The organism is Brevibacterium linens ATCC 9172 (assembly GCF_900169165.1).
Taxonomy (GTDB): Bacteria; Actinomycetota; Actinomycetes; order Actinomycetales; family Brevibacteriaceae; genus Brevibacterium; species Brevibacterium linens.
Window position 1 is genome coordinate 67,664 of record NZ_FXYY01000016.1, and the last position, 21,345, is coordinate 89,008.

The window sequence follows — 21,345 nt, forward strand, 5'->3', positions numbered from 1 at the left end:
TCTCCAGATTTCGCATGGGCAGTCGACCGCAGCCACCCTGAATCGCCTCTCAGACTGCATGGGTCCTGCTCTCCGTTCGGCGTACATCTGCTTCATCGACATTCGTGCAGGCCCGGGAGCAGAACAAGTCGATGGCAGCTCGGTCGGCGGAGTCGAGTGGCATCGCTCCGGCGTCGAGGCTCGGTGCCTCGACCCGGCTGATCTTGTCGTGGATGCGGATGACGGTGCCTTCGTAGTCGCCGAAGAGCTCCTCGTCGAGCTTCTCACCCTCCCGCAGGCCGGTATAGACGATCTCGGTAGTCTGATTCGACATCGCAACCAGACTCCGGGCGATGTCGACGATGCGCACCGGCTCTCCCATGTCCAGGACCATGACGTAGCCGTCTTCGCCGATCGTCGCTGCCTGCAGCACCAGCTGGCACGCCTCCGGGATCGTCATGAAGAAGCGCCGGACCTCAGGGTCGGTGACCGTGATCGGGCCGCCCTGTCGGATCTGCTCCTGGAACGACAGAAGTACCGAACCTCGGGAGCCCAGAACATTGCCGAAGCGGACAGAGAGGTAGGTTCCGGGCGATTTCGCTGCGAATCCGCTGACCAGTCGTTCGGCGATCCGCTTGCTCCGACCGAGTTCGCTCGTCGGGGCAGCGGCCTTATCCGTCGAGATGTTGACGAAGGTTTCGACTCCGACAGCATGCGCGGCTTCGAGGACGTTGAGAGTGCCGTGGACATTCGTCTTCCAGGCCTCCTCGGGGAATCTCTGCAGCATCGGCAGATGCTTGAGTGCCGCCGCGTGGAAGACGATCTGCGGCTTCGCCTCCGCGAAGATATGGTCGAGGGCGCTCCTGTCACGGATATCGGCGAGGACCGTGTTCGGCGACATCAGCAGTGCAGAACCGTAGAGAGTGAGTTCGACTCCATGCAACGCGGTCTCATCCCGGTCGAGCATGACGAGACTCTCTGGGTGGAGAGCGAACAGCTGTCGGCAGAGCTCGCTGCCGATCGATCCTCCGGCTCCGGTGACGAGCACCCTCTTGCCGGCCACCTTCTTCGCGATCTCCGCCAGATCGGTGTGCACCGGGGCACGGCCGATGAGGTCTTCGACCTTGATATCGCGGATGTCGCCGATCTCGACCTTCCGATTGACCATCTCTGCCAGCGGCGGGATCGTCCTCAGCCACTTCCCTGTCGGCTGCAGACGATCACGGCAGGTCTGCAGGAAGTCCGCATCGGAATCGGCGATCGCAACGATGACTCCGGAGACATTGAGCCATCCGGCCACCTCGGCGATGTCCTCACTCGTCCCCCGAACACGGACCCCGTGAATGCTCAGTTGCCGTTTGTGCGGATCGTCGTCGATGAGCCCGACGGGAAGATACGCACCGTCAGGGTCGGAAAGCATCTGCCGGATGAGGGACTCAGCTGCGTTACCAGCTCCGACGACGAGCACTCGCTCCCCCTGCAGCGGACGGGTCGCGATCTGGTGGGACCAGCGGACGAGGTACCGGCTGCCGGTCATGAAGATGAACGCGGAGAACACGGTGAGCAGAACGAACGGGGAATCCCCCAAGGTGACAGCCATCAGGCCGCAGGCGATGATCAGGGCGATGATCGCGATGCTGCCGTATTCGGCGAAACTTCCGTAGTGATAGCGACTGCGGTAGAGCCCGATGAGCAGACCGAGGAGCAGCTGCAGGACCACTGCGGTCGTTGCTGCGGAAGCGAGTTCGACCACGCTGACGGCTCCGTTTCCCATGACGGCAGCTGCGAGCAGTCCGGCACAGCCCCAAGCGGCGACATCGAAGACCAGCTGGATTCTGGTCTTGCTCCTCCAGATCCGCATCGCCATCCGCGCCGGCCTCGGTGCACCGGCAGTCACCGGGGTCGGCGGAGCCGCGCCCACCGCACCTGTCCGGGTGAGTGGATTCGGATGTTCTGACACAGTCATCGTGATCTCCCATGCTCGACAATTCCGGCCCATTCGATGTGGCGGCCGGGCATCGTCGGTGAGAGCCGACGATGCTGCGATTCCGACTGCAGAATGCGTCGATTTCACGCTAGGAGTGCGATGACTCTGTTCTGGCGGTTGCGGAGGGGAGACTGCGGTCATCCGCGACTGCGGTGCGGGTCTCCGCGGGGCGTTCTGCCGCAGACGGCGCGAACCGTCTGCGGCTCACGCTCCGCACGGACGCCAGGTCAGACTGCGGCGAGACGCGGGTTGCCCGCGAGCCGCGACACGAGTTCTGTTCGCGACCCGACATCGAGCTTGCGGTAGACAGCCGTGAGGCGGAGTTCGACGGTGCGCAGGGAGACGAAGATCCGCTCGGAGATCTCCCGATTCTTCAGCCCGGCACGGACCAGCTCGACGACCTTGAGCTCCTCATCGCTGAGCTCGCCGAGGCGCGGCAGCTCAGGCATCGTCGGCGCCTCCGGCTCGTCGACGATCTGACCTGTGCGGAGATGGTCGGCAAACCGACCGGCACCGACTTCGCGAAACAGCGCCGCCGCGGCGAGCCTCTGTTCGCGTGCTCTCAGCTTCGACCCGTTGTCGGTCAGTCTCGAGGCGAATGCCGCATGAGTGACCGCCTTCTCGAAGACGAATTCAGTGCTGCCGGCCTGCCGCAGCACTCTCCCGAACAGTTCGGTGGCAGTCTCCCCGGCGGCCAGGAGCGCTTCGCTCCGACCGACGACCAGATCGGTCCACCGAGAAGGACACGCCTTCGCGCGGTCACGCAGCTTCTGGAGCAGGAGAGTCGCATGCTCCCGCCTGCCCACACCCACCAACGCTTCGATGAGGTCGCCGTCGATTCGACGCACGTTCGGGTTGGCCTCGTCCGCGGACAGCTGCTCGCAGCGTCGCAGGTGCCCGAGCGCTTCGGCCGGACAGTCGGTGCGCAGCAGGTATCTGCCCTGAAGCGCATTGAGCTCGGCCAGCAGGCGGTGGTTGTTCGTCGCCGAAGCCCAGACCGCCGTCCGTTCCTCGACGAGCCCTGCTTCGCCGGTGCGTCCGGTCAGCAGCAGCTTCCACGAGTGCAGCAGCAGAATCCGATCCTGCCGAACGACGACGAGTCCTCTGCGCTGGTCGGCCTCCGCTTCCGCGATGACCCTGTCGATGACCTCAACGGCCTGACTGACGCGGCCGCGCCGCATTTCCAGTTCCGCACGAACACAGTCCACCTGCCGCTTCCAGACCCTGGTCGCGGCACAGGTCTCACCGATGCGGTCGAGCACGGCCGTGGCGGCTTCATAGTGCTCGGTGAGCATCAGCCCGTGGGCGACGGCGAGTCCGAAGCTCGGTCTGATCGAATCCTGGTGTTCCTGCAGGCTCGCGAATCCGGCGAGCGCCGATCCGTCCTCCCCGCCGTTGCTGTCGAGCAGGATGCGCACGGCCTGTGCAAGCTGCGGCTCACTGTCGCGGACGTGCTCAACGGCGGCGTCGGCAAGTGTCAGAAGCTCCTGCGCTCGGGCGAATTCGCCCCGTTCACAATGGCAGAGCGCCAGAGTCAGCTGCAGGCGCGCCACTTCGGCGGGCGCCTGCTCCGATTCGCGACTGCTCCACGATGCGAACAGCGGCGACGGCAGCGTCTGCGTCTCGAGGAAGACATTGCGGACCTCGAGCGTCCGAGCCCGGACGACGACCGCGGCCCGATTCGAACGGGAGGCGATCCTCACATAGCGGCGCGAGAAGGCGAACTGCCCGTGATCGGACAGTGTCTCGGCGATCTCGACCAACTGACCGCGCAGCTCCTCGATGTCGTCGCAGACTCGGATGGCCCGTTCGGCGAATTCGGCACCTCCGGCGGTGAGTCCGCGGCGCACCAGGCCGAGAGCGTGCGCCGCCAGCTGCTGCGCGGTCTCCTCACCCGGGTCGATGAACGAGACATGCCATGCCTCGATCTGCGGCCATGTGTCGGCACAGTCCTCGGCCAGGACGAGGTGGGTCCGGCGTCGCTCGCTCGCTCCCATCGACTGCTGCACCATGGCACGGACGAATCCGTGCGGTATCCGCAGGAAAGCTTCCCGACGTTCGATCGTGCCGCGCGATTCCAACTCGTCGACGGCTTCCCAGAACCCGGGCAGCCTCCTGGCCAGAGGCCGCAGCGGTGTCAGCGGCGACAGCGACAGGCATCTGAGCAGCGCATCGGCGCCATCGCTCAGCCCCTCGACGTAGTCGGCGATCATCGGTCGGCTGGCCGGTCCCACTCGCACCGGGATCGACAGCGCGATCTCCCCGCGCATCTCGCTGGGCGCCATCTCCTCGAGGATGTGGCTGACGGCCAAGGGACGACCAGCTGCGGCGTGGGCGGCGACCTGGGCCGCCTCCTCGGCGATGCGCGTGTGTCCGAAGCGGGCCAACGCGAGGTCGCGGGCGAGCTCGATGAGCTCGGCGATGCTGAGATCCGCGAGTTCGATCTCCGGCACCGAGGCGAACGGGCCGTCATCGTCGATCGACCGAACCGTGATGACGATGTGCAGACGTCCCGACTTCAACCGGCGCAGCGCCTGACCGAGCACCCGCTGCGAGTCCATGTCCATGTCATCGGCATTGGGCACGAGGATGAGCGTGTCCTCATCTCCGGGGATCGATCGGAGAGCCGCCATCATGCTCGGCACGACCTCATCGGCAGCGAGCTCCGACGGATCGGAGGGTCCGTTCGCGGATGCGCTGACTGCAGCGAGCAGACTGCCTAACCCGGACAAGGGCGTGTCCTCGTCGAGCGGACTCGATGCGGCCCTGATGACCGTCCCGTCCCACTCCGACTCCAGCGCCCGCAGAATCGAACGCCTTCCGGACCCGAAGCCGCCGGTGAGAGCAGCGGCACGGTGTCGGGAGAGAAGGGAGCGGAGGTCGCCGACTTCCTTACGACGAATCACCTGACGCATGATCCACCGCCCGTCGTCTCGTCCGGGGAGATCGTCCGCACAACGGTGACCGGCCCCGGGATGGCCGCTGCCGTTCGCACGGCGCGGGGAACGGTTCGCTGAGGAGGCTGAGGTGTGATGTCCATACTCAGATACTGCTCGCCGGCGGCCGTCCCGGACCAGGTGGTCGATACGGGAGTCCCCGTCAGGTCACTACTCAGTCACCGCAGAGTCACCACTGGAGCACCGTTGCGAGTACTCACTCGTGTCCGAAATCCCGCAGTTGCGCATACTCGGTTCGAACTCAGGCGCGCAGTCGGCCTTCGGTATCCCGCATCGCCTCGGCGACCTGTTCTCTGCGCTCGATGCCGAGTTTTCGGAACAGCCGGTACGTGTGTCCCTCGACCGTTCGCACCCGCACGCCCAGTTCCGCAGCGATCTCCGCATTCGTCCGACCGGCGACGATGAGCGCACTGATCTGCTTCTCCCGGGCAGTCAGCCCCGTGACCTGCCCAACCGGTCCGCGGCTCTGGCCGGCTCCGAATCGTGCGGCCAGTGCGACACATCTGCCCGCCAGGTCCGGCATCGACGGGCCGTATTCCTCCGCAAGGGAAGTCAAGGCAGCACGATCATGATCGCGCAGAGCAGCGCCGAGGCGGCCGACGATGTCGAACTCACGCCCGGTTCCGTGCGCGGCCGCTTCGCACATCGCCTCGGGGGCGATCTCATCGAAGTGCAGGAAGAGATGCAGGCGGATGAGGACGACGATCGCCGCTGCCCCATCGGCTTGGGCTTCGTCCAACATGCGGCGCAGCTCGTGTTCGTACCTGGGCTCCCCTGTGCGAATCGCACGTGCCGTCGTCCGCAGCACGAGCACCCGCCGATATTCGTGGTACGGAGCTGTCACGGGCAGCTCGTCGAAGCGGGCATGCAGATCGTCGGCCTCAGCCGCCGTTCCCACCCGAGACACCGCATATTCGGCCTCTGCCAATGCGATGGGAAGCTGAGTGCCCATATTCCAATAGGTCAGCGATTCGATCGCGGCTCGCAGCGCCTTCATCGCCCCCGGAAGGTTGCCCTCAAGCAGGTGGGTCTGCGCCCACAGCAGGTCGATCGGTCCCGATCGGGCTGACAGATACGCGATGTCGTGGGTCGGCAGCGCTGTCATCAGCTCCCTCGCCTCGGCTACCCGTCCCAGCTGCAGCAGAGTGCGCCCCCGCAGCATGACCACATGGAGCACTGCCGTGCTGTCGAAGTGGAATTCGGCCTGCAGGGATTCGAGGAGGGCGAGCGCTTCCAAGGTGAGGCCCGAGTCGAGCATATGTGTTGCCTGCAGCATCGTGTCGAGGAGATGGAAGCTGCCCGGCGCGACGCTCTCGTGGGAGAGTCCTTCGAAGACATCCACCGTGATCGGTCGTTCTTCGGCCACGAGCGCAGCGACTCGGTCGAACAGCTTGAGCCCGAATTCTGCATCCACTCCCCCTCCGGGGTGTCCGTCACCGTCATCCTGCAGCCGTTCCAGTGCGGTGCGGAAGTCCGCAAGCCGCAGCGCGGGGGACATCGAGCTGAGAGCGCGATTCATCCACACCACGAGTGAGTCCACGACCAGCTGTGCGCAACAGGCCGTGCGAACGCCGTGGGCCAGGAAGTCGAGGCCGAGCGGGGCCTTGTTGCATCCGCAGTAGAGCAGGGCGACCGAGAGGAGCTCGTGCGGACTCAACCGCTCCGTCGGGATCTCCCCGATCAGCCGCATCGCCCGATGCCAGTCTCCGAGACGGGCGGTGGTCAGTGCGGCCTCGATGGTCTTCGACTCGCTGACCTCTGCTCCGCAGATCAGCCCCCATTCGGCCCGGACCACCTGCGACCACTCCGAAGGCGCATCTCCGCAAGCGTCGATGAAATCGAACCACTCTCTGCTCCGACCGGTCGGAGTTGTGAACCTGATCGTGTCCGAGGCGTGGTTCTCGACCGCCCTATAGATATGGGACCTCTGCGCGTCGATCTTCAGCTCGCCGGCGGCCACGAGCGCATCCGCGGCTTCCCCGAGTCCCGACTCGAGCAGTGTCGAAAGTTCCACCTCTCCCGCAAGGACGACCAGCTCGAGAGCGTCCGTCTCCTGCGGCGAATGGTCGGCAAGACCGATCCGTGCATAGTCGCGGGCACGCGCATCGTAGTCGATGTCGAGTCCGTCGAGGATCCACACTCCGCGGCGCATGAGGAAGCGCGAACGTCGTGCGGTGTATTCGAGGAGTTCGATGAGCCTGCCCGGATTGCGCTGCGAATGGAAGTCGACGATGTCGACCACGGCCTGGGACACGATGTGACCGAGGCGGTGTTCGATCATCGACCGATAGTCCTCAAGGGGAAGAGGGCCGAGGACGAGATGCTGGAGCACACGGTCTTCGACCAGAGTCGAGAACGGCATGACCCCGCTCTCGGGATTGGACCGCGACATCGCAACGAGCCTGATCGAACCGACGCTGGCCAAGTCGGCCAGGATCTCCTGCGAGCGGGAGTCCAGCAGGTGGGCATCGTCGACGAAGACCGCCTGAGGAGTTCGGGTCGATGTGAGCCGGGACACGATTCGCCCCAGCAGCGCGGAGGGATCGCCATCGAGGTCGACGAGCAGACCGAAGACCCCGAACTCGGTGTTCTGGTGCACCCGGTCCCCGCGGATCCAGATTCCGTCGTTACCATCCGCGAAGGCCGTTCTCGCCAGGAGGGTCTTGCCGACGCCGATCTCACCTTCGATGAGGATGCCGGAGCATTCCGAACAGCGCAATGACTGACGAATCAGGTCGAGTTCGCCTCTGCGTCCGAAGATCTCAGTTCCGTCAGGAGCACTCGAGGCGGCTGCTGTGGTCAGTTCCTCAGCCATTCCGTCACCACCTCTCGCAGCTCCTGCCGATTGGCCACGTGAACTCGGCGGTAGAGACGGCCGAGGTGCCATTCGACGGTTCGGGCCGACAGGTGCAGCTCCACTCCGATCCCGGCGCTCGTCCGGCCGTCGACGACACCGGTGATGATTGCTTCTTCGAGCTCGGTCAAGTTCTCATGGAACAGCTTTCCATCACTGCCGAAGTCGAGCTCGCGCCGACTCCGCCCCAGCAGGATCCGGGCTTCTTTGGTGGCTGTGGCATCGCCTTCGGCGACAGCGCGCTGTCGGGCCTCGCCGGACAGTTGGGCGCAGAGGACGACGGCGCCGAAGAGCAGCGCCTCACGGGCCGCGGTGATGAGCGCCTGCAGATCGCCTGTGCTGAAGGCATGAGACACAGCACGCAGCAGGCGACCGAGGGCACCATCGACCCTGCCGGCCGACGCCGCCAGGCAGCCGATGGCCTGCTCATGCCCGAGCCGGCCGGCTTCGAGCCAGGCGAGGCAGGCAAGAGTGTGCGCGCCGTGCTCGTCCGCCCAGGCCCCGAGCTCGTACAGTTGCGGGCCTGCGGGCCCGGGCGACGTCTGCGCCAATGCCTGAAGGTCGAAGAGTCTGGCTTCGAAGGACGCCCACCACGAGTGCCGACTGGCGTCGGAGCCCTCGTCGACGGCGATCGGGACGACTTCGCTCCGCTGATGTGTCAGCACCGCGGAGAAAGACAGCGCCGACCTGGCCATTCCCGCTATATCGACGATGTCGCAGGGGTCGGCACCGAGGTTGAGTTCGCTGAAGATGCGGTGAGCCTTCGCCGCGTTGCCGGTACGCAGGTCGATGAGTGCGTTCGTCAGTCTGGTCAGCCGTCGGCTGGACGTCAGTTCATCCATTGCCGTTCGCGCCTCGGCCCAGTTGCCGGCGATGAAGTTCGCCACGAAGAACTGCGGGACGGCATCTTCCCGTTCGAACGATTCGGGCCCGGGAAGTCCGAACATGAGCCGGGCTTGGGCGATATAGCTCAGCCCCAGTTCGATGTGCCCGGCCATCACTTCTGCCACGCCGAGGAACGCACACGCCCGGAGGCGGTGGCGCACCGAACACGCGTGGTTGAGATAGACGCTTTCGGCCAGAGCGCAGGCAGCGGCGATCCGACCTCCTTTGAGTTCGAATCGAGCACGCGTCGCGTCCAGGCGGCCGATGTCGATCGGCAGCGAAAGCGTGTCCCGGACCCAGTCCAGCCGCAGATCCTCGGGCCTCCGTGGGTCCACCAGCCTCAGTTCCATGGAGGCGAGTCGGGACAGGTACTCCGGCATTGAGGCACCTGGGTTCAGGCACGCGTCGGAGACGAGCGGGTCGATGATCTCCCGGGCCTGTCGGAGCCTGCCGGCTCCCCACTCGCAACGGGCGAGTTCGAGGTCGAGTTCGGGACCGCGATAGCCGCTGGTGCGGATGATCTCCGCAGCTTCGAGGTACCTGCCCTGTGCGTTCCCCCACCCTGCGGCCTCCAGCACCTGTTTGAGAGTCGGCACCCGCCCCAAGGAGATCGACCACGCGGCGCATCCGAAGAGCGCCCGACCATGGAGAGCCGAACGGTCGACCACGGAATCGAACCGAGTGAGCAGTTCGAGACTGCGAGACGGAGGGACCGCGGCGCGGACATTCTCAGCCGTGACGGGTTCGTGCATGCTCACCTCTCCCCCTCGCCCTTTCGAGATCGAGAGCAGACCGTCCTCCGCCAGAGCGTCGATCGTCTGCGGACTGGTGAGTCCGACGAGCACGTCATAGGGCACCGCTTCGATGAGAGAGACGGTTTCGATGGCCTCGCGACTGGTCTGATCGACCCGGGCGATCGCCGTTTCGACCCCGCTGGTCCGGCTCCGTCCGAACAGCAGCCTCTCGAGCAGCCGCGGATTGCCATGGGCGAGAGCGGTCAGCTCCGAGACCGATCTCGTCTCGGTCTCCATGAGTCCGATGCCGTTGATCATCGCCACCGCATCCGCCTCGTCGATACCGTCCAGATCGATCCTGACGACGTTTCCGGCCAGCCACAGTCCGGCGATGAGATCGACCGGTGGGCGCGCGGATTCGGCGGCGACGACGAGCGTGATCCTGCGTGCATCCGTCAGCTGGGCCAGCACTGCGAGGGAATGATCGTCGACGAGATCGGCATTGTCGACGACGACCAGGCAGCGCCCTCCGGCGGCTCTGCGCTCGAACAGATCACCGATCACCGACAGTGCTCGGCCGGGCGGGAGGTCCGTGTCGATGCCCTCCCGTGACAGCAGGATTTCGAAGATTCCGAGGTTTCGGACCCGCGCATTCTCCGAGCCGCGCAGACGGGTGACCGACAGATCGGGGTCGAGACGGGAGAGTGCGGTGTTGACCAACGCGGTCTTCCCGACGCCCGCCGCGCCGATGATGAGTGCACCCAGATGACGCTGCCCGGAGAGCGCGTCGACGAGCGTCGAGAGTTCGGACTCATATCCGTAGAGCCGGCGCGAGGGTACGACCGGGGGGATGTATGTGGTCCTGCCTGACACGTCACTCAGCTTTCCGTACCCCTGGGGATCTACTGCGGCGGGGAATGCGGAGCCCCAGCGGCACGGGGTTCGGTCCGGAGAGGCTCACGTCTGGGAATCACCGAAGGAATTCCACAAACAGTATTACCACTCGCGATAGATGTAGTAATACATTTTTGAAATAAAGTTAGGCGATTGTGACATCAACGCCCGCCCCTACCGGAGGGCCGCCTCGGCGAGGATATCCCTCATCGCCCACTTGTGAGCCTGAACACCGGACCGTACCATTGAAGGAAAGTTACTGAACGATCTATAAGGAGTTCGCATGGACACCCTACTGAATGCAGAAGAGCGCGATTTCGCGCAGCAGATGCGTCAGTTCTACCGCACGGAGATCCCTGAGGAACTCCGCCTCAAGGTCGCCACCGGCCAGGAGCTGAGCAAGGACGACATAGTCACCTCGCAACAGATCCTCAACCAGCACGGCTATGCCGTGCCGAACTGGCCGGTCGAATGGGGCGGCCAGGACTGGACCCCCGTGCAGCGTCACATCTGGCTCGAAGAGATGCAGCTGGCCTGCGTTCCGCAGCCGCTGCCGTTCAACGTCTCCATGGTCGGTCCTGTCATCGCCACCTTCGGTTCGCAGGAGATCAAGGAGCGCTTCCTGCCCGCCACCGCGAACATCGACATCTGGTGGTCGCAGGGATTCTCCGAGCCCAACGCCGGTTCGGACCTCGCCTCGCTCAAGACCACGGCGGTGCGCCAGGGCGACAAGTACATCGTCAACGGTCAGAAGACCTGGACGACCCTGGGTCAGTATGGCGACTGGATCTTCAACCTCGTGCGCACCGATCCGGATGTGAAGAAGCAGGCCGGCATCTCCTTCCTGCTCATCGACATGAAAACCCCCGGCGTCACCGTCCGCCCGATCCAGCTCATCGACGGCGGCCACGAGGTCAACGAGGTCTTCTTCGACAATGTCGAGGTGCCCGTCGAGAACCTCGTCGGCGAAGAGAACAAGGGTTGGACCTACGCGAAGTTCCTCCTCGGCAACGAGCGCACCGGAATCGCCCGCATCGGCGGTTCGAAGGTCAACCTCGCCCGTGCCAAGGCCTACGCCGCGGTGACGAAGACCGCTCGCGGCACTCTGCTCGACGATCCCCTGTTCTCCGCTCGTCTGACGAAGATCGAAGCCGAACTCACCGCGCTCGAGATGACCCAGCTGCGGATCCTCTCCACTCAGGCCGCCGGGTCCGACAAGCCGGATCCGCGCTCCTCGGTGCTCAAGCTCAAGGGCTCCCAGCTGCAGGAGGACATCTCCGAACTCCTCGTCGACGTGCTCGGTCCGCAGGGTCTCGACTTCGTCTCCGACCGCGTGCAGGGCCAGGGTCTGTCCGACCTGCCCAACGGCGCCGTCGACGCTCTGCCCGGCTACTTCAACACCCGCAAGGTCACCATCTACGGCGGTTCGTCCGAGGTGCAGCGCGGAATCATCTCGAAGGCACTGCTCGGTCTCTGAGATACCGACGCTCACCCGATCTCCCAAGAAGGACAACAATGGATCTTGAACTCAACGACATTCAGCAAGAACTCGCCAGCACACTGAACAAGTACCTGCGCAGCGAGTACGACATCGCCAAGCGCGAAGAGATCCTTCGCAGCGACGAGGGCATCTCCCGCGAGAAGTGGCAGGCCTTCGCCGAGATGGGACTGCTCGGGCTTGCGATCCCCGAGTCCTACGGCGGCGCGGACATGACCTTCAACGAGGTGGCCGTGGTCGCCGAAGCGTTCGGCCGCTCCCTCGTCCTCGAACCGTTCCTGGCAACCGCAGTCCTCGGCGCCAACGCCGTTCTGCTCGGCGGCAGCGAGGAGCAGAAACAGGCCATCCTGCCCGGTGTTGCCGAGGGACAGACCTTCCTCGCTCTCGCCGCACTCGAGCCCGGACTGCGCTACGCAGTCGACGCCCCGCAGACCCAGGTCTCCGGCGCCGACGGCAGCTTCACCCTTACCGGCGAGAAGAACAACGTGCTCGGCGGAGACGTCGCCGACCACTTCATCGTCACCGCCACGCAGAACGGCGAACTCGGCCTCTACCTCGTCGCCGCTGATGCCGAGGGCCTGACCCGGGTGGCTCAGCGTCAGGCCGATGGCCTGGGCAGTGCGAACCTCAAGCTCGACGGTGTCGCCGCCCAGCGCCTCGACGCCGCCGACGCGAACGCCGTGCTGTCCGAGGTCCTCGACCTGGGCAACGCCGCGATCATGGCCGAGGCAGTCGGCGCACTCGAAGCCTCACTGACGATGACGGCCGAGTATCTGAAGACCCGTGAGCAGTTCGGTGCTCCGATCGGCGCGAACCAGGCTCTGCAGCACCGCGCCGCAGACCTCTACGCCGAGCTCGAGTACGCACGCAGCATGGCCCTGTACTCGCGCCTGGCCGTCACTTCCGAGGTCCCCGGGGCCGAGAAGGACCGTCACCGTGACGTCATCGCCGCGAAGATCATCGTCGACCGGGCCGCTCGGAACATCAGCCAGGAGTCGATCCAGATGCACGGCGGCATCGGCATGACCATGGAGTACCCCATCGGCCACTACGCCAAGCGCCTGACGGTCATGACCCGCACCTTCGACGACGCGGATTCGCTGACCGCGGAGCTCGCCGAACTGGGCGGACTCATCGAGCCCCAGGCGGCCGACCTCAGCTGAGGCAGCGACCGAGTCGCTCCGGTTCCGCCGAGGACCCGAGCGACTCGGTCCGGCAGCACAGAAGCGCCGAGGCGGCACGAAATCATTCGTGCCGCCTCGGCGCTTCTTCGTGTCCGCTTCGCACGGTCAGCATCGTCCGTGTCTACTCCGCCCAACCCTGGCGAAGGTACAGCACCTTCGGCGCCTCACCCACCGGCTGATACGCTGCTGCGCCCGGCGGAGTTGGATTGTGGGGTCGATCCACGGTGATTTCCGCGCTCAGAACACCGTGGATCGACCCAACAATGACGTCAACCGCACCTGCCCGAGGAGGCCACAGCTTCCTCGGCGCGGGCAGCACCTCCGCCCCGACGAAACCGTCAGTTCACGGGCTGGTCGTACACGTGGCGGCGGACCCAGGAATGCATCGTAATCGCGGCAGCGGCTGCGGCGTTCATCGACCGCGTCGAACCGAACTGCGCGATCGAGAGCACGTCCCGACTCGCCTCATGCGCTTCCTCACTCAGCCCCGGTCCTTCCTGGCCGAACAGGAGCAGGCAGCGCTTGGGCAGGTCGTAGGTTTCCAAAGGCACGGAGTCCGGGAAGTTGTCGATGCCCAGCAGCGGCACGTCGTTCTCGGCGCACCAGCTGAGCAGGTCGTCCACGCTCGGATGGTGGATGACGTGCTGGTATTTGTCCGTGACCATCGCCCCGCGCCGGTTCCAGCGGCGTTTGCCGACGATGTGCACGGCTGCGGCGTTGAACGCGTTGGCGGTGCGCACGACCGAACCGATGTTGAGGTCGTGCTGCCAGTTCTCGACTCCGACATGGAAGTCGTGCCGCGAGGCATCGAGGTCGGCCACGATCGCATCGTGCTTCCAATACCGATACCGATCGACGACATTGCGCCGGTCGCCCTCAGCCAGCAGCTCCGGATCGAAGTGCTCTTCCACAGGCCAGGGGCCGGTCCACGGACCGACCCCCACCTGCGGTTCAGCGCTTTCGGTCATTTGTCGTCGCGGGAATCATCCGCCGACTTCGCGTCCTCTTCGTCTTTCGCCTTCACATTCGACTTCTTCGCCGAGGCGGCCTTCGACTTCCCGTCGACCGCTGAGTTCGCGTCCTCGTCCGAGTCGACATCGTCCGAATCCGCGTCATCCGCGTCCGCGTCATCCGCGTCCGAGTCCGAATCATCCGCAGCCGAGTCCGATTTCGCGGAGCCCTTCGCCGAGGTGGCGGCACCGACCTTCTGCGCGCGCTTGCTCATCTTCACGGTCTTGCCGCCGCGTCCGCCTCCGGACAGCACCGAGCGCACGTACGCTCCCGAGGCCAGAGCGTGGAGGATGACGGCGAGGACGAGAGCGATGCCGGCGGCGACGAGGCCCTCCCACCATTCGGTCTGACCGGCGAAGGAGCGGCCGGCGATGCCCAGCGGCGAGGTGAACGGCGTCCACGACAGCACCTTCGCGACGGTGCCCGTGGAGCCGATGAGGACCGGGGCGAAGAAGCCCGCCACGGTGATGACGCCGATGATCGTGAGGAAGGTGGCACGTGCCTTGGACCCGACGACGGTCGACGCCCAGACCAGCAATGCGAAGACCGACCAGGCGGTGAGCAGCAGGGCCAGCGCGAACCAGCCGAGGCCCGGCAGCATGGCGAAGGCCAGAGAGGTCTTGCCCGACAGCGAGAGTCCGAGTTCGGTGATGACGGCCGCCACGACGAGGTGGACGATGACCAGGGTCAGCATGCCGGTGATCCGGCCCGAGGCCGAGGCGCGCGGCGGAATCGTGGCCGCGATGATCTCGGTGATCCGGTTGCGCTTCTCCAGGCGCAGGTTCTGGTACAGCGCGGTGCCCAGAGTGGCGACAACGAGGAGCGAGAGTGCGACCATTCCCCACAGCAGCGGGGTGGCCACGGCACCGTCGACGGCCGGGGTCTCGAGCAGCGTCGCCTCGGTCTTCGGCGCAAGCTTCTCGAGCAGAGCATCGGGCTGTTTGTCCAGCGCAATGATCGTCGGCTGTCCCTGACCGCTCGGGTCCTGGATGAATGCGGCGTCGACCTTGCCTTCACGCACGAGCTTCTCAGCCGCCGGCGCGTCCTTCGCGTCGGTGATCTTCACACCCAGCTGCTGTTCGTACATCGCTGCCTGCTCGCCGACTCCGACCATCGCCATGGTCGGTGTTCCGGAGTCCTTCTGCACGTCGGCGACGATTCCGGAGATGATAGCGGCCAGCACGCCGAGGATGATCACGGCAGCCGTGACCAGGAAGTACGGGCTGCGCATGGCGGTGGTGGACTCACGGTTCGACACGAGCCATGCCGCCTGGCGGTTGCCGACGTCGACGAATTCCGAGACCAGTCCGGTCTCCGGCAGCTCGTCCGGGTCGGGGGTGTCCTCGGCGAGTTCGAAAGGAACGTCGTCGAGGCCGTCGGTGGCGTCGGACTCATCAGTGTCCTTCGCAACTGAGCCCTTTGCTGCCGCGCTCTTCGCGGCCGATTTCTTCTTCGCCGAGGCGGCCGACCCCTTGGTCGCACCGGTCGCGGTCGCCTCGTCGTCCGACTCGGCCTCGTCAGTGGTGGCCTCGTCTTCGATCACATCGTCGTCGACGGGCACACCGAGGTCGTCGATGCCTTCGCCGGCCGTGCCCTTGGACACGAGCGGTTCCGGGGACTCGTCGTTCGCACCGTTGTCTTTGCGCGCCATTACAGAGCCTCCTTGTACTGCTCGGCCAGTGTCGGGCGGACACTTTCGAAGTTCTTCACATTCTTCAGCTCAGCCACGGCAGCGGCGGCTGACCTCGCATCATTCGCGCGGAAGCTCACGCGCTCGCGTCCGGCGGTCTTGACGTCGCTGATTCCGGTCCGGGATTTCAGCGCCGAGGCGGCCGCCTCGGTGTCGGTCGTCTCGACTCGGTAGTGCGGATCGCCGAGCAGCTTCTCGACGCTGCCCTTGGCAGTCACCTTGCCCTGGCCCAGAATGACGACGTCGTCGGCGAAGGTCTGTGCGGCCTCCCAGTCGTCGGTGGCCAGGATGACGGGCACTCCCGATGATGCGTGGGCCCGCAGAAGGGACGTGACCAGGCGCAGCGAAGCCGCGTCGAGGCCGGCGAAGGCATCGTCGATGACGACGACGTCCGGGTCGGCGGCCAGTGTCGCGGCGATGTCGACGCGGGCGATCTCGGCTCCGGAGAGGTTCTTCAGCGGAGCGTAGCCGCGGTCGGCCAGCTCGAGGTGGCCGAGAAGCGTCAGCGCGTTCCGTTCGGCCGCGCCCAGGGTGATCCCGTGCAGGCGGGCGAGGTAGACGATCTGGTCGAGGACGCGCATGTTCGGGTATCCGCCGCGTTCGGCGGGCAGATAGCCGAAGTTCTGTCGGTCGCCGAAGTCGAGTTCGAAGTCCTCGAGTTCGATGGTGCCCTCATCAGCGGCGATGAGGCCCATGATGATGCGCACCAGTTCGGTGCGGCCCGCCGAGCGGGTTCCCACGATTGCGGTGATCCGGCCCGTCTCGGCGGTGAAACTCACCTCGTCCAGATATGTCCGCTTCCCCTTGCGCAGGGAAACCTCTTTCAGTGTGAGCACGCGTCATCCTTTGCATCGAACAGTTCTTGGGGAGTGTCTCATCTATCGTGTTGAAATCAGAGACTTGTTTCAAACCACGTCCTCGATTTCGACAGAATTGCCAGTCGAGTCCCAGGTCGTGATCGGTGAGCCGGTTCCTCACCGAGGCGGCACCTCACAGGTCCACCTCGCCGAGGCGGGACTCAGTCGAGTCCGAGATCCGCAGTCGTCAGCGCGGTCAGATACGGAATTCCCGTGGCTTCGACCCGTTCCTTGGCGCCGGTGTCACGATCCATGACCACGGCCACGGCGACCACCTCGGCGCCGGCTTCCTTGAGCGCGTCGACGGCGGTGAGCACGGAACCGCCCGTCGTCGAGGTGTCCTCGACGGCGATGACGCGCTTGCCGGCGACATCGGGCCCTTCGACCCGCCGCGACATGCCGTGCTTCTTCGCCTCCTTGCGGACGACGAAGGAGTCGAGCGGGGTGCCGCGCACGACCGAGCGGTGCATGACGGCGGTGCCGACAGGATCGGCGCCCATGGTCAGACCGCCGACGGCGTCGACCGTGTCGAGCAGATCATGAGCCTCGAGGAGGTCGAGGACGACGTCGCCGACAAGCGGTGCCGAGCGGTGGTCGAGGGTGACCCGACGCAGATCGAGGTAGTAGTCGGCCTCCTTGCCGGAGGAGAGGGTCACTCTGCCGCGCACCACGGCGAGTTCGTCGATGAGGTCGAGCAGTTGTCGGCGAGTGTCAGCGCTGTCGGTCATGGTCTCCAGTCTAATGCGCGGGTTTCGGGCGACCGTTCAGCGCCGTCTCAGCGACGGCGGCGGATGCGGACGTGACAGACGGCACAGATCTGGAGCGGGAGGATTTCGTCGCGCCCGCGTCTGTACCGATGCTATAAAGAATCATCACACCTTTAGACTTTCGCCAACAGTGAGTTGTAGAGTGTCAACAACACCGCGCAACCCAGCCGGTCAAGTGCCTTCAGGAAGGACGTGAGCAACATGGGTTTCATCGCATATCTCATCCTCGGACTCATCGCCGGAGCCGTCGCCAAGGCGATCCTGCCCGGCAAGCAGGGCGGCGGCTTCTTCGCCACACTGATCCTCGGCGTGATAGGAGCCATGCTGGGCGGTTGGCTCGGCGGCATGATTTTCGGCGCCCAGATGGATAAGTTCTTCTCGCTGTCGTCCTGGCTGTGCGCCATCGGCGGTTCGCTGATCGTACTCATCGTCTGGGGCCTCATCACCGGACGCTCGAAGTCCAAGGCCGCCTGACCCGTCGGCAACGGCACAGAAAAAGGTGGATAGCCCAGGTTCAAACATGGGCTATCCACCTTTTTCTGTGCCGTTCACGTGCTGCGGCGCATCACCCGTGCGGCCGCATTGGCGATCATGTCGCGCAGCCCCGGCGCCAGTCCCGCAACACCGTCTACTCCGGTGACGGACTCGGTCACGCGGGCCAAGAGCGCCGCAGTCGGCAGAAGCCGGCAGCTGCAGTTTCTGCTTTAGCAGCAGGCAGCGGCGAGGTCACCATCGGATGCGGCCACCGAATCTAGGTCACTATCGGATACTTTTCGCACGCAGAAGTATCCGATAGTGACCTAGATTCGAGTTCGGATGTCCGATAGTGACCTGAAGTCAGGCGGGCGGTCGCGAAACACTGCGGTGAATGACAAGAACCCCGGGGCGCGTAATCGCGACATCCCGGGGTCCTCGCAGCACTCCCCTCGAGTACCCGGACGCATCCCCATACGTCCGTTATGTCCACCCGATCCCCACCAGGCGAACACATTAATTTGACCACACTTTCGTAGCGCTTGTAAAGAATCTCACGTCCCGTCTTGAATCCTGTTGAGCCCTATAGCATAGAAGCGATCAGAATAAAACCCCTGGTCACAGGCTCATCTTCAGGTAGTTCAATCCTCAACTCAATACTGTCGGGCTCGCCCAGAATTGCATATAGGTCACATCCTGTGAGTGCGGGCGAAGGAGAATCCAGTCGATCCCCAGCGCATGAGCGGACGCGGCACCACGGGAGCCACGAGCGCGGCCAACCGATATCCCCACCCCGGAACCGAGACGACCTTTCCCGCCCGTGCATCACGCAGCGATTCCCGCACCACCTGATCGACGCTGAGCCAGATCAGACCAGGTCCGGGACGCTCCACGCCGAGGCGGCTGTGGAATTCCGTCCGGATGAATCCGGGCAGAACGGCCGTGACCGTCACCGGGCTGTCCCTGAGTTCGCCGGCGAGCGCCTCAGTGAAGATCAGAGTCGACGCCTTCGAAGCGGCGTACTGTCCCATCGTCGTCACCGCCGCCAGCGAGGAGACGTTGACGATTCCTCCGCGAACGCGGGACTGCATGCGCTTGGCCGAAGCCAGCGACAGCTCCCTCACCGCCCCGGTGAGCACCCGATCCTGTTCGTCGAGCTCGGCGATATCGGTGTCCAGCAGCGTCCCGCGCAGACCGAAGCCCGCGTTGTTGATGAGCACATCGATCGGCTGCGTCGCGATGATCTCGACGACCGAGTCGATCCCGTCACGGTCGGACAGATCCGCCACGGCCACCTCGGCGCGGATGTTCTGCGTGGTCTGCAGCTGGTCGGCCAGCTCACTCAGTCGGGCTTCGTTCCTGGCGACCAGGACGAGGTCGTAGCCTTCGGTGGCCAGGGTGCGGGCATAGCCGCGTCCCAGCCCGGAACTCGCCCCGGTGATAAGGGCACGCGGCCGGGGACTCGGGTCCCGCCTCGGCGAGGATCCGTCCCGGGTTCGGGACGTCTCGCTGCGCTGCGGGGGCGGGACCTCGCGATTCATACCGCGCCTTGTCCTCTGCGCACGGTCAGTGACTGCACCGCAGTGCCGATGGGTCCGCCGGCGTCGCTGAGCACGCTCGTCGTCTGCCCCAGCCCGGTCGGCCCGAAGGCGACCCTGGTGTCGAAGCCGACCCAGCCGGGCTCGGGAACGCGCGTGAGGTGGATGGAGAGGTCGACGTTCGGGAAGAACGTCGTCTTCGGATTCTCGCGGACGGCAAGACCGTTGGCCGTATCAACGAACTTGACGAAGGCTGCGGTCGGCGGGTCGATCTCACCATCGACGAGAGGATAGGGGCTGCGCACCCAGGACTGTGCGTATCCGGGGTGGGCGTCCGCGCCCTGCCGGCCCTCGAGCGACGCGATGTAGCCGCCGCCCCAACGACCGGTGAAAGGAGCCTCGGGCACTTCGGACACCGGTGGCATCGCCTGCCATTCGTCGCCGGCTACCTCCTCGGTGTCGGAGGCCTGCAGACGCCACACCCGCGCGGTCACGCTGGTGCGCTGACCATGGCGCATCTGTGCTTCGACGAGTTCGATGGTCCGTCCCGGACGGATGACGTTGACGTCGATCGTGAACTCGCCGGAGTGAATGACGCCGAGCACGTCGAAGGTCACTCGGGAGATGAGCTTGTCGCTGGGCAGCCGCCGCTCGATCTCGGCGAGCACGATCCCCGAGGCAGGCGCGAGGTGCTGCTCGCCGGGCTGCCACGCTCCCTGACTGTGCAGGGTCGAGACGAGGCGGTCCTCTGACAGGCGCACATAGTAGGAGTCCGGGTAGGCGGCCCCGTCGTGGCCGAGGTGTTCGTTGGGAGCTTCAGGCATGGTCCCAGCTTATCGAGCCGAGAGGGTCCGCTCGACGCAGGGGCTGGGCACGCCCCCTTCCACACGGCTCCGGCATAAGCGGCTGTGTTGCTCCGGCATAAGCACGCCGAGGCGGCCCACCGGCAGCCGCACGCACCCCGCTTTCACCTCCGGCGCGGACGGCTTAGCCTTGATCCACCGATGCGAGTAGCAGGATCAAGCCGCGCGTGAAATGGAAATGCCCCTTCTGAACTGGGAAAATGATGATGTTCGAAGTCAACATTCCCGGCCAAGAAAGGGGCACCTCTCAGGTGCTATTCAACCACACACCCGCGTCTGTGTCTCACTCCTTCGACGATGCGAACCTCACCGCGACCACCGGGCTCGTCCCGATCATGAGCCTCGCCCAGATGGCGGGCCTGCCAGACCTCGCCGAAGACCGTCTGACCGTGACCACCACCGGAGCCGACAAGGGCGCGAACCCGGCACCGAAACTGGCTACCCTGGTCGCGGGAATGGCTGCCGGGGCCGACTCGATCGATGACATGAACATCCTCCGCCACGGCGGCATGCAACACCTCTTCGATCGTGTCTACGCGCCCTCGACCCTGGGGTCGTTCCTGCGCTCGTTCGCCTTCGGCCACGTCCGGCAACTCGACGCGATCTCTTCCCGTTTCCTGACCAACCTCAACGAGCACACACCGCTGCTACCAGCCAGCGAAGACACTGGACAAGCGATGGTGTTCGTCGATGTCGACGACACCGTCATCGATGTCCACTCCGCGTCGAAGCAGGGAGCTGGATTCGGCTACCAAGGCAGTCGTGGCCTCAACGCACTGTTGGCGACCGCATCGACGGGCGACTCCGGCCAGATCATCGTCGGCCAGCGCCTGCGCAAGGGCTCAACCTCGTCAGCCCGGGGTGCTGACAAGTTCGTCGCCGACGCTCTGGCCACCACGACCCGAATCAACTCCGGCCTCCCAGCCCTGGTCAGGGCTGATTCGGCGTACTACTCCTCGACTGTGACCAAAGCCGCCCGGGATGCCGGGGCTGAAGTATCGATCACGGTCCGCATGGACAAGAAGGTCAAAGCAGCGATCGGAACAATCAGCGACGACGCATGGACTGGCATCGAATACCCCGAAGCGATCTACGACGAAGAGACCAGGGCCTGGATTTCGAAGGCCGAAGTCGCCGAGGTCCCGTTCACCGCATTCACCTCGAAGAAGAAGT

General features: G+C 65.1%; 13 protein-coding genes and 2 pseudogenes. 4 read left to right on the forward strand and 11 right to left on the reverse strand.

Annotation, left to right across the window (positions count from 1 at the left end; translation table 11 throughout):
* Nucleotides 1–49: 49 nt before the first annotated feature.
* The 5 genes and pseudogenes from BLIN9172_RS12420 to BLIN9172_RS18860 form a co-directional block, all read right to left on the reverse strand.
* Nucleotides 50–1,945: a nucleoside-diphosphate sugar epimerase/dehydratase gene (locus BLIN9172_RS12420; RefSeq protein WP_170286911.1), complete on the reverse strand. Its 1,896-nt coding sequence runs from the start codon at nucleotides 1,943–1,945 to the stop codon at nucleotides 50–52.
* 248 nt (nucleotides 1,946–2,193) lie between these two features.
* A complete protein-coding gene (locus BLIN9172_RS12425; protein WP_101555357.1) occupies nucleotides 2,194–4,881 on the reverse strand; it encodes a helix-turn-helix transcriptional regulator in 2,688 nt (895 codons plus the stop codon).
* Nucleotides 4,882–5,164: 283 nt separating this feature from the next.
* Nucleotides 5,165–7,738: a helix-turn-helix transcriptional regulator gene (locus BLIN9172_RS12430; RefSeq protein ID WP_170286912.1), complete on the reverse strand. Its 2,574-nt coding sequence runs from the start codon at nucleotides 7,736–7,738 to the stop codon at nucleotides 5,165–5,167.
* Entirely contained in the window at nucleotides 7,723–8,472 is a 750-nt protein-coding gene (locus tag BLIN9172_RS18855; RefSeq protein ID WP_245395923.1) for a helix-turn-helix transcriptional regulator, read from the reverse strand. Before BLIN9172_RS18855 ends, BLIN9172_RS12430 begins: the two co-directional genes overlap by 16 nt.
* Before the next feature lie 1,380 nt (nucleotides 8,473–9,852).
* Nucleotides 9,853–10,269: pseudogene (locus BLIN9172_RS18860) on the reverse strand (ATP-binding protein); the annotation flags it as partial.
* Nucleotides 10,270–10,573: 304 nt separating this feature from the next.
* Here BLIN9172_RS18860 and BLIN9172_RS12440 point away from each other — a divergent pair.
* Together BLIN9172_RS12440 and BLIN9172_RS12445 are read left to right on the forward strand one after the other, a co-directional pair.
* Nucleotides 10,574–11,767, forward strand: a complete 1,194-nt coding sequence (locus tag BLIN9172_RS12440; RefSeq protein ID WP_101555360.1) for an acyl-CoA dehydrogenase family protein — start codon at nucleotides 10,574–10,576, stop codon at nucleotides 11,765–11,767.
* A 38-nt stretch (nucleotides 11,768–11,805) separates the two neighbouring features.
* Nucleotides 11,806–12,951 carry an acyl-CoA dehydrogenase family protein gene (locus tag BLIN9172_RS12445; RefSeq protein ID WP_101555361.1) on the forward strand — a complete coding sequence of 382 codons (1,146 nt, stop codon included), beginning with the start codon at nucleotides 11,806–11,808 and terminating at the stop codon, nucleotides 12,949–12,951.
* A gap of 359 nt (nucleotides 12,952–13,310) precedes the next feature.
* On the opposite strand, the gene BLIN9172_RS12450 is transcribed toward BLIN9172_RS12445, so the two are convergent.
* The 4 genes from BLIN9172_RS12450 to pyrE form a co-directional block, all read right to left on the reverse strand.
* Nucleotides 13,311–13,940, reverse strand: coding sequence for a TrmH family RNA methyltransferase (locus BLIN9172_RS12450; RefSeq protein WP_101555362.1), 630 nt, complete (start codon nucleotides 13,938–13,940; stop codon nucleotides 13,311–13,313).
* Nucleotides 13,937–15,634, reverse strand: a complete 1,698-nt coding sequence (locus BLIN9172_RS12455) for an ABC transporter permease (protein ID WP_240812110.1) — start codon at nucleotides 15,632–15,634, stop codon at nucleotides 13,937–13,939. The genes BLIN9172_RS12450 and BLIN9172_RS12455 overlap by 4 nt, the downstream gene beginning before the upstream one ends.
* Complete coding sequence (locus BLIN9172_RS12460; RefSeq protein WP_101555363.1) at nucleotides 15,634–16,509, reverse strand: ABC transporter ATP-binding protein; 876 nt, start codon at nucleotides 16,507–16,509, stop codon at nucleotides 15,634–15,636. Before BLIN9172_RS12460 ends, BLIN9172_RS12455 begins: the two co-directional genes overlap by 1 nt.
* A 182-nt stretch (nucleotides 16,510–16,691) precedes the next feature.
* Nucleotides 16,692–17,258 carry an orotate phosphoribosyltransferase gene (gene pyrE / locus BLIN9172_RS12465; protein ID WP_025778981.1) on the reverse strand — a complete coding sequence of 189 codons (567 nt, stop codon included), beginning with the start codon at nucleotides 17,256–17,258 and terminating at the stop codon, nucleotides 16,692–16,694.
* Between the two features lie 240 nt (nucleotides 17,259–17,498).
* Here pyrE and BLIN9172_RS12470 point away from each other — a divergent pair, with 240 nt between their 5' ends.
* A complete protein-coding gene (locus tag BLIN9172_RS12470) occupies nucleotides 17,499–17,771 on the forward strand; it encodes a GlsB/YeaQ/YmgE family stress response membrane protein (protein ID WP_101555364.1) in 273 nt (90 codons plus the stop codon).
* 689 nt (nucleotides 17,772–18,460) lie between these two features.
* Here the strand turns inward: BLIN9172_RS12470 and BLIN9172_RS12475 are convergent.
* Both BLIN9172_RS12475 and BLIN9172_RS12480 read right to left on the reverse strand, forming a co-directional pair.
* Entirely contained in the window at nucleotides 18,461–19,312 is an 852-nt protein-coding gene (locus BLIN9172_RS12475) for an SDR family NAD(P)-dependent oxidoreductase (protein WP_101555365.1), read from the reverse strand.
* The gene (locus tag BLIN9172_RS12480) at nucleotides 19,309–20,133 is read right to left on the reverse strand and encodes a thioesterase family protein (RefSeq protein ID WP_101555366.1); all 825 of its coding nucleotides are present in this window, start codon (nucleotides 20,131–20,133) and stop codon (nucleotides 19,309–19,311) included. Before BLIN9172_RS12480 ends, BLIN9172_RS12475 begins: the two co-directional genes overlap by 4 nt.
* Before the next feature lie 317 nt (nucleotides 20,134–20,450).
* Between BLIN9172_RS12480 and BLIN9172_RS12485 the strand changes: the two are divergent.
* A pseudogene (locus BLIN9172_RS12485) lies at nucleotides 20,451–21,345 on the forward strand (IS1380-like element ISBli4 family transposase); the annotation flags it as partial.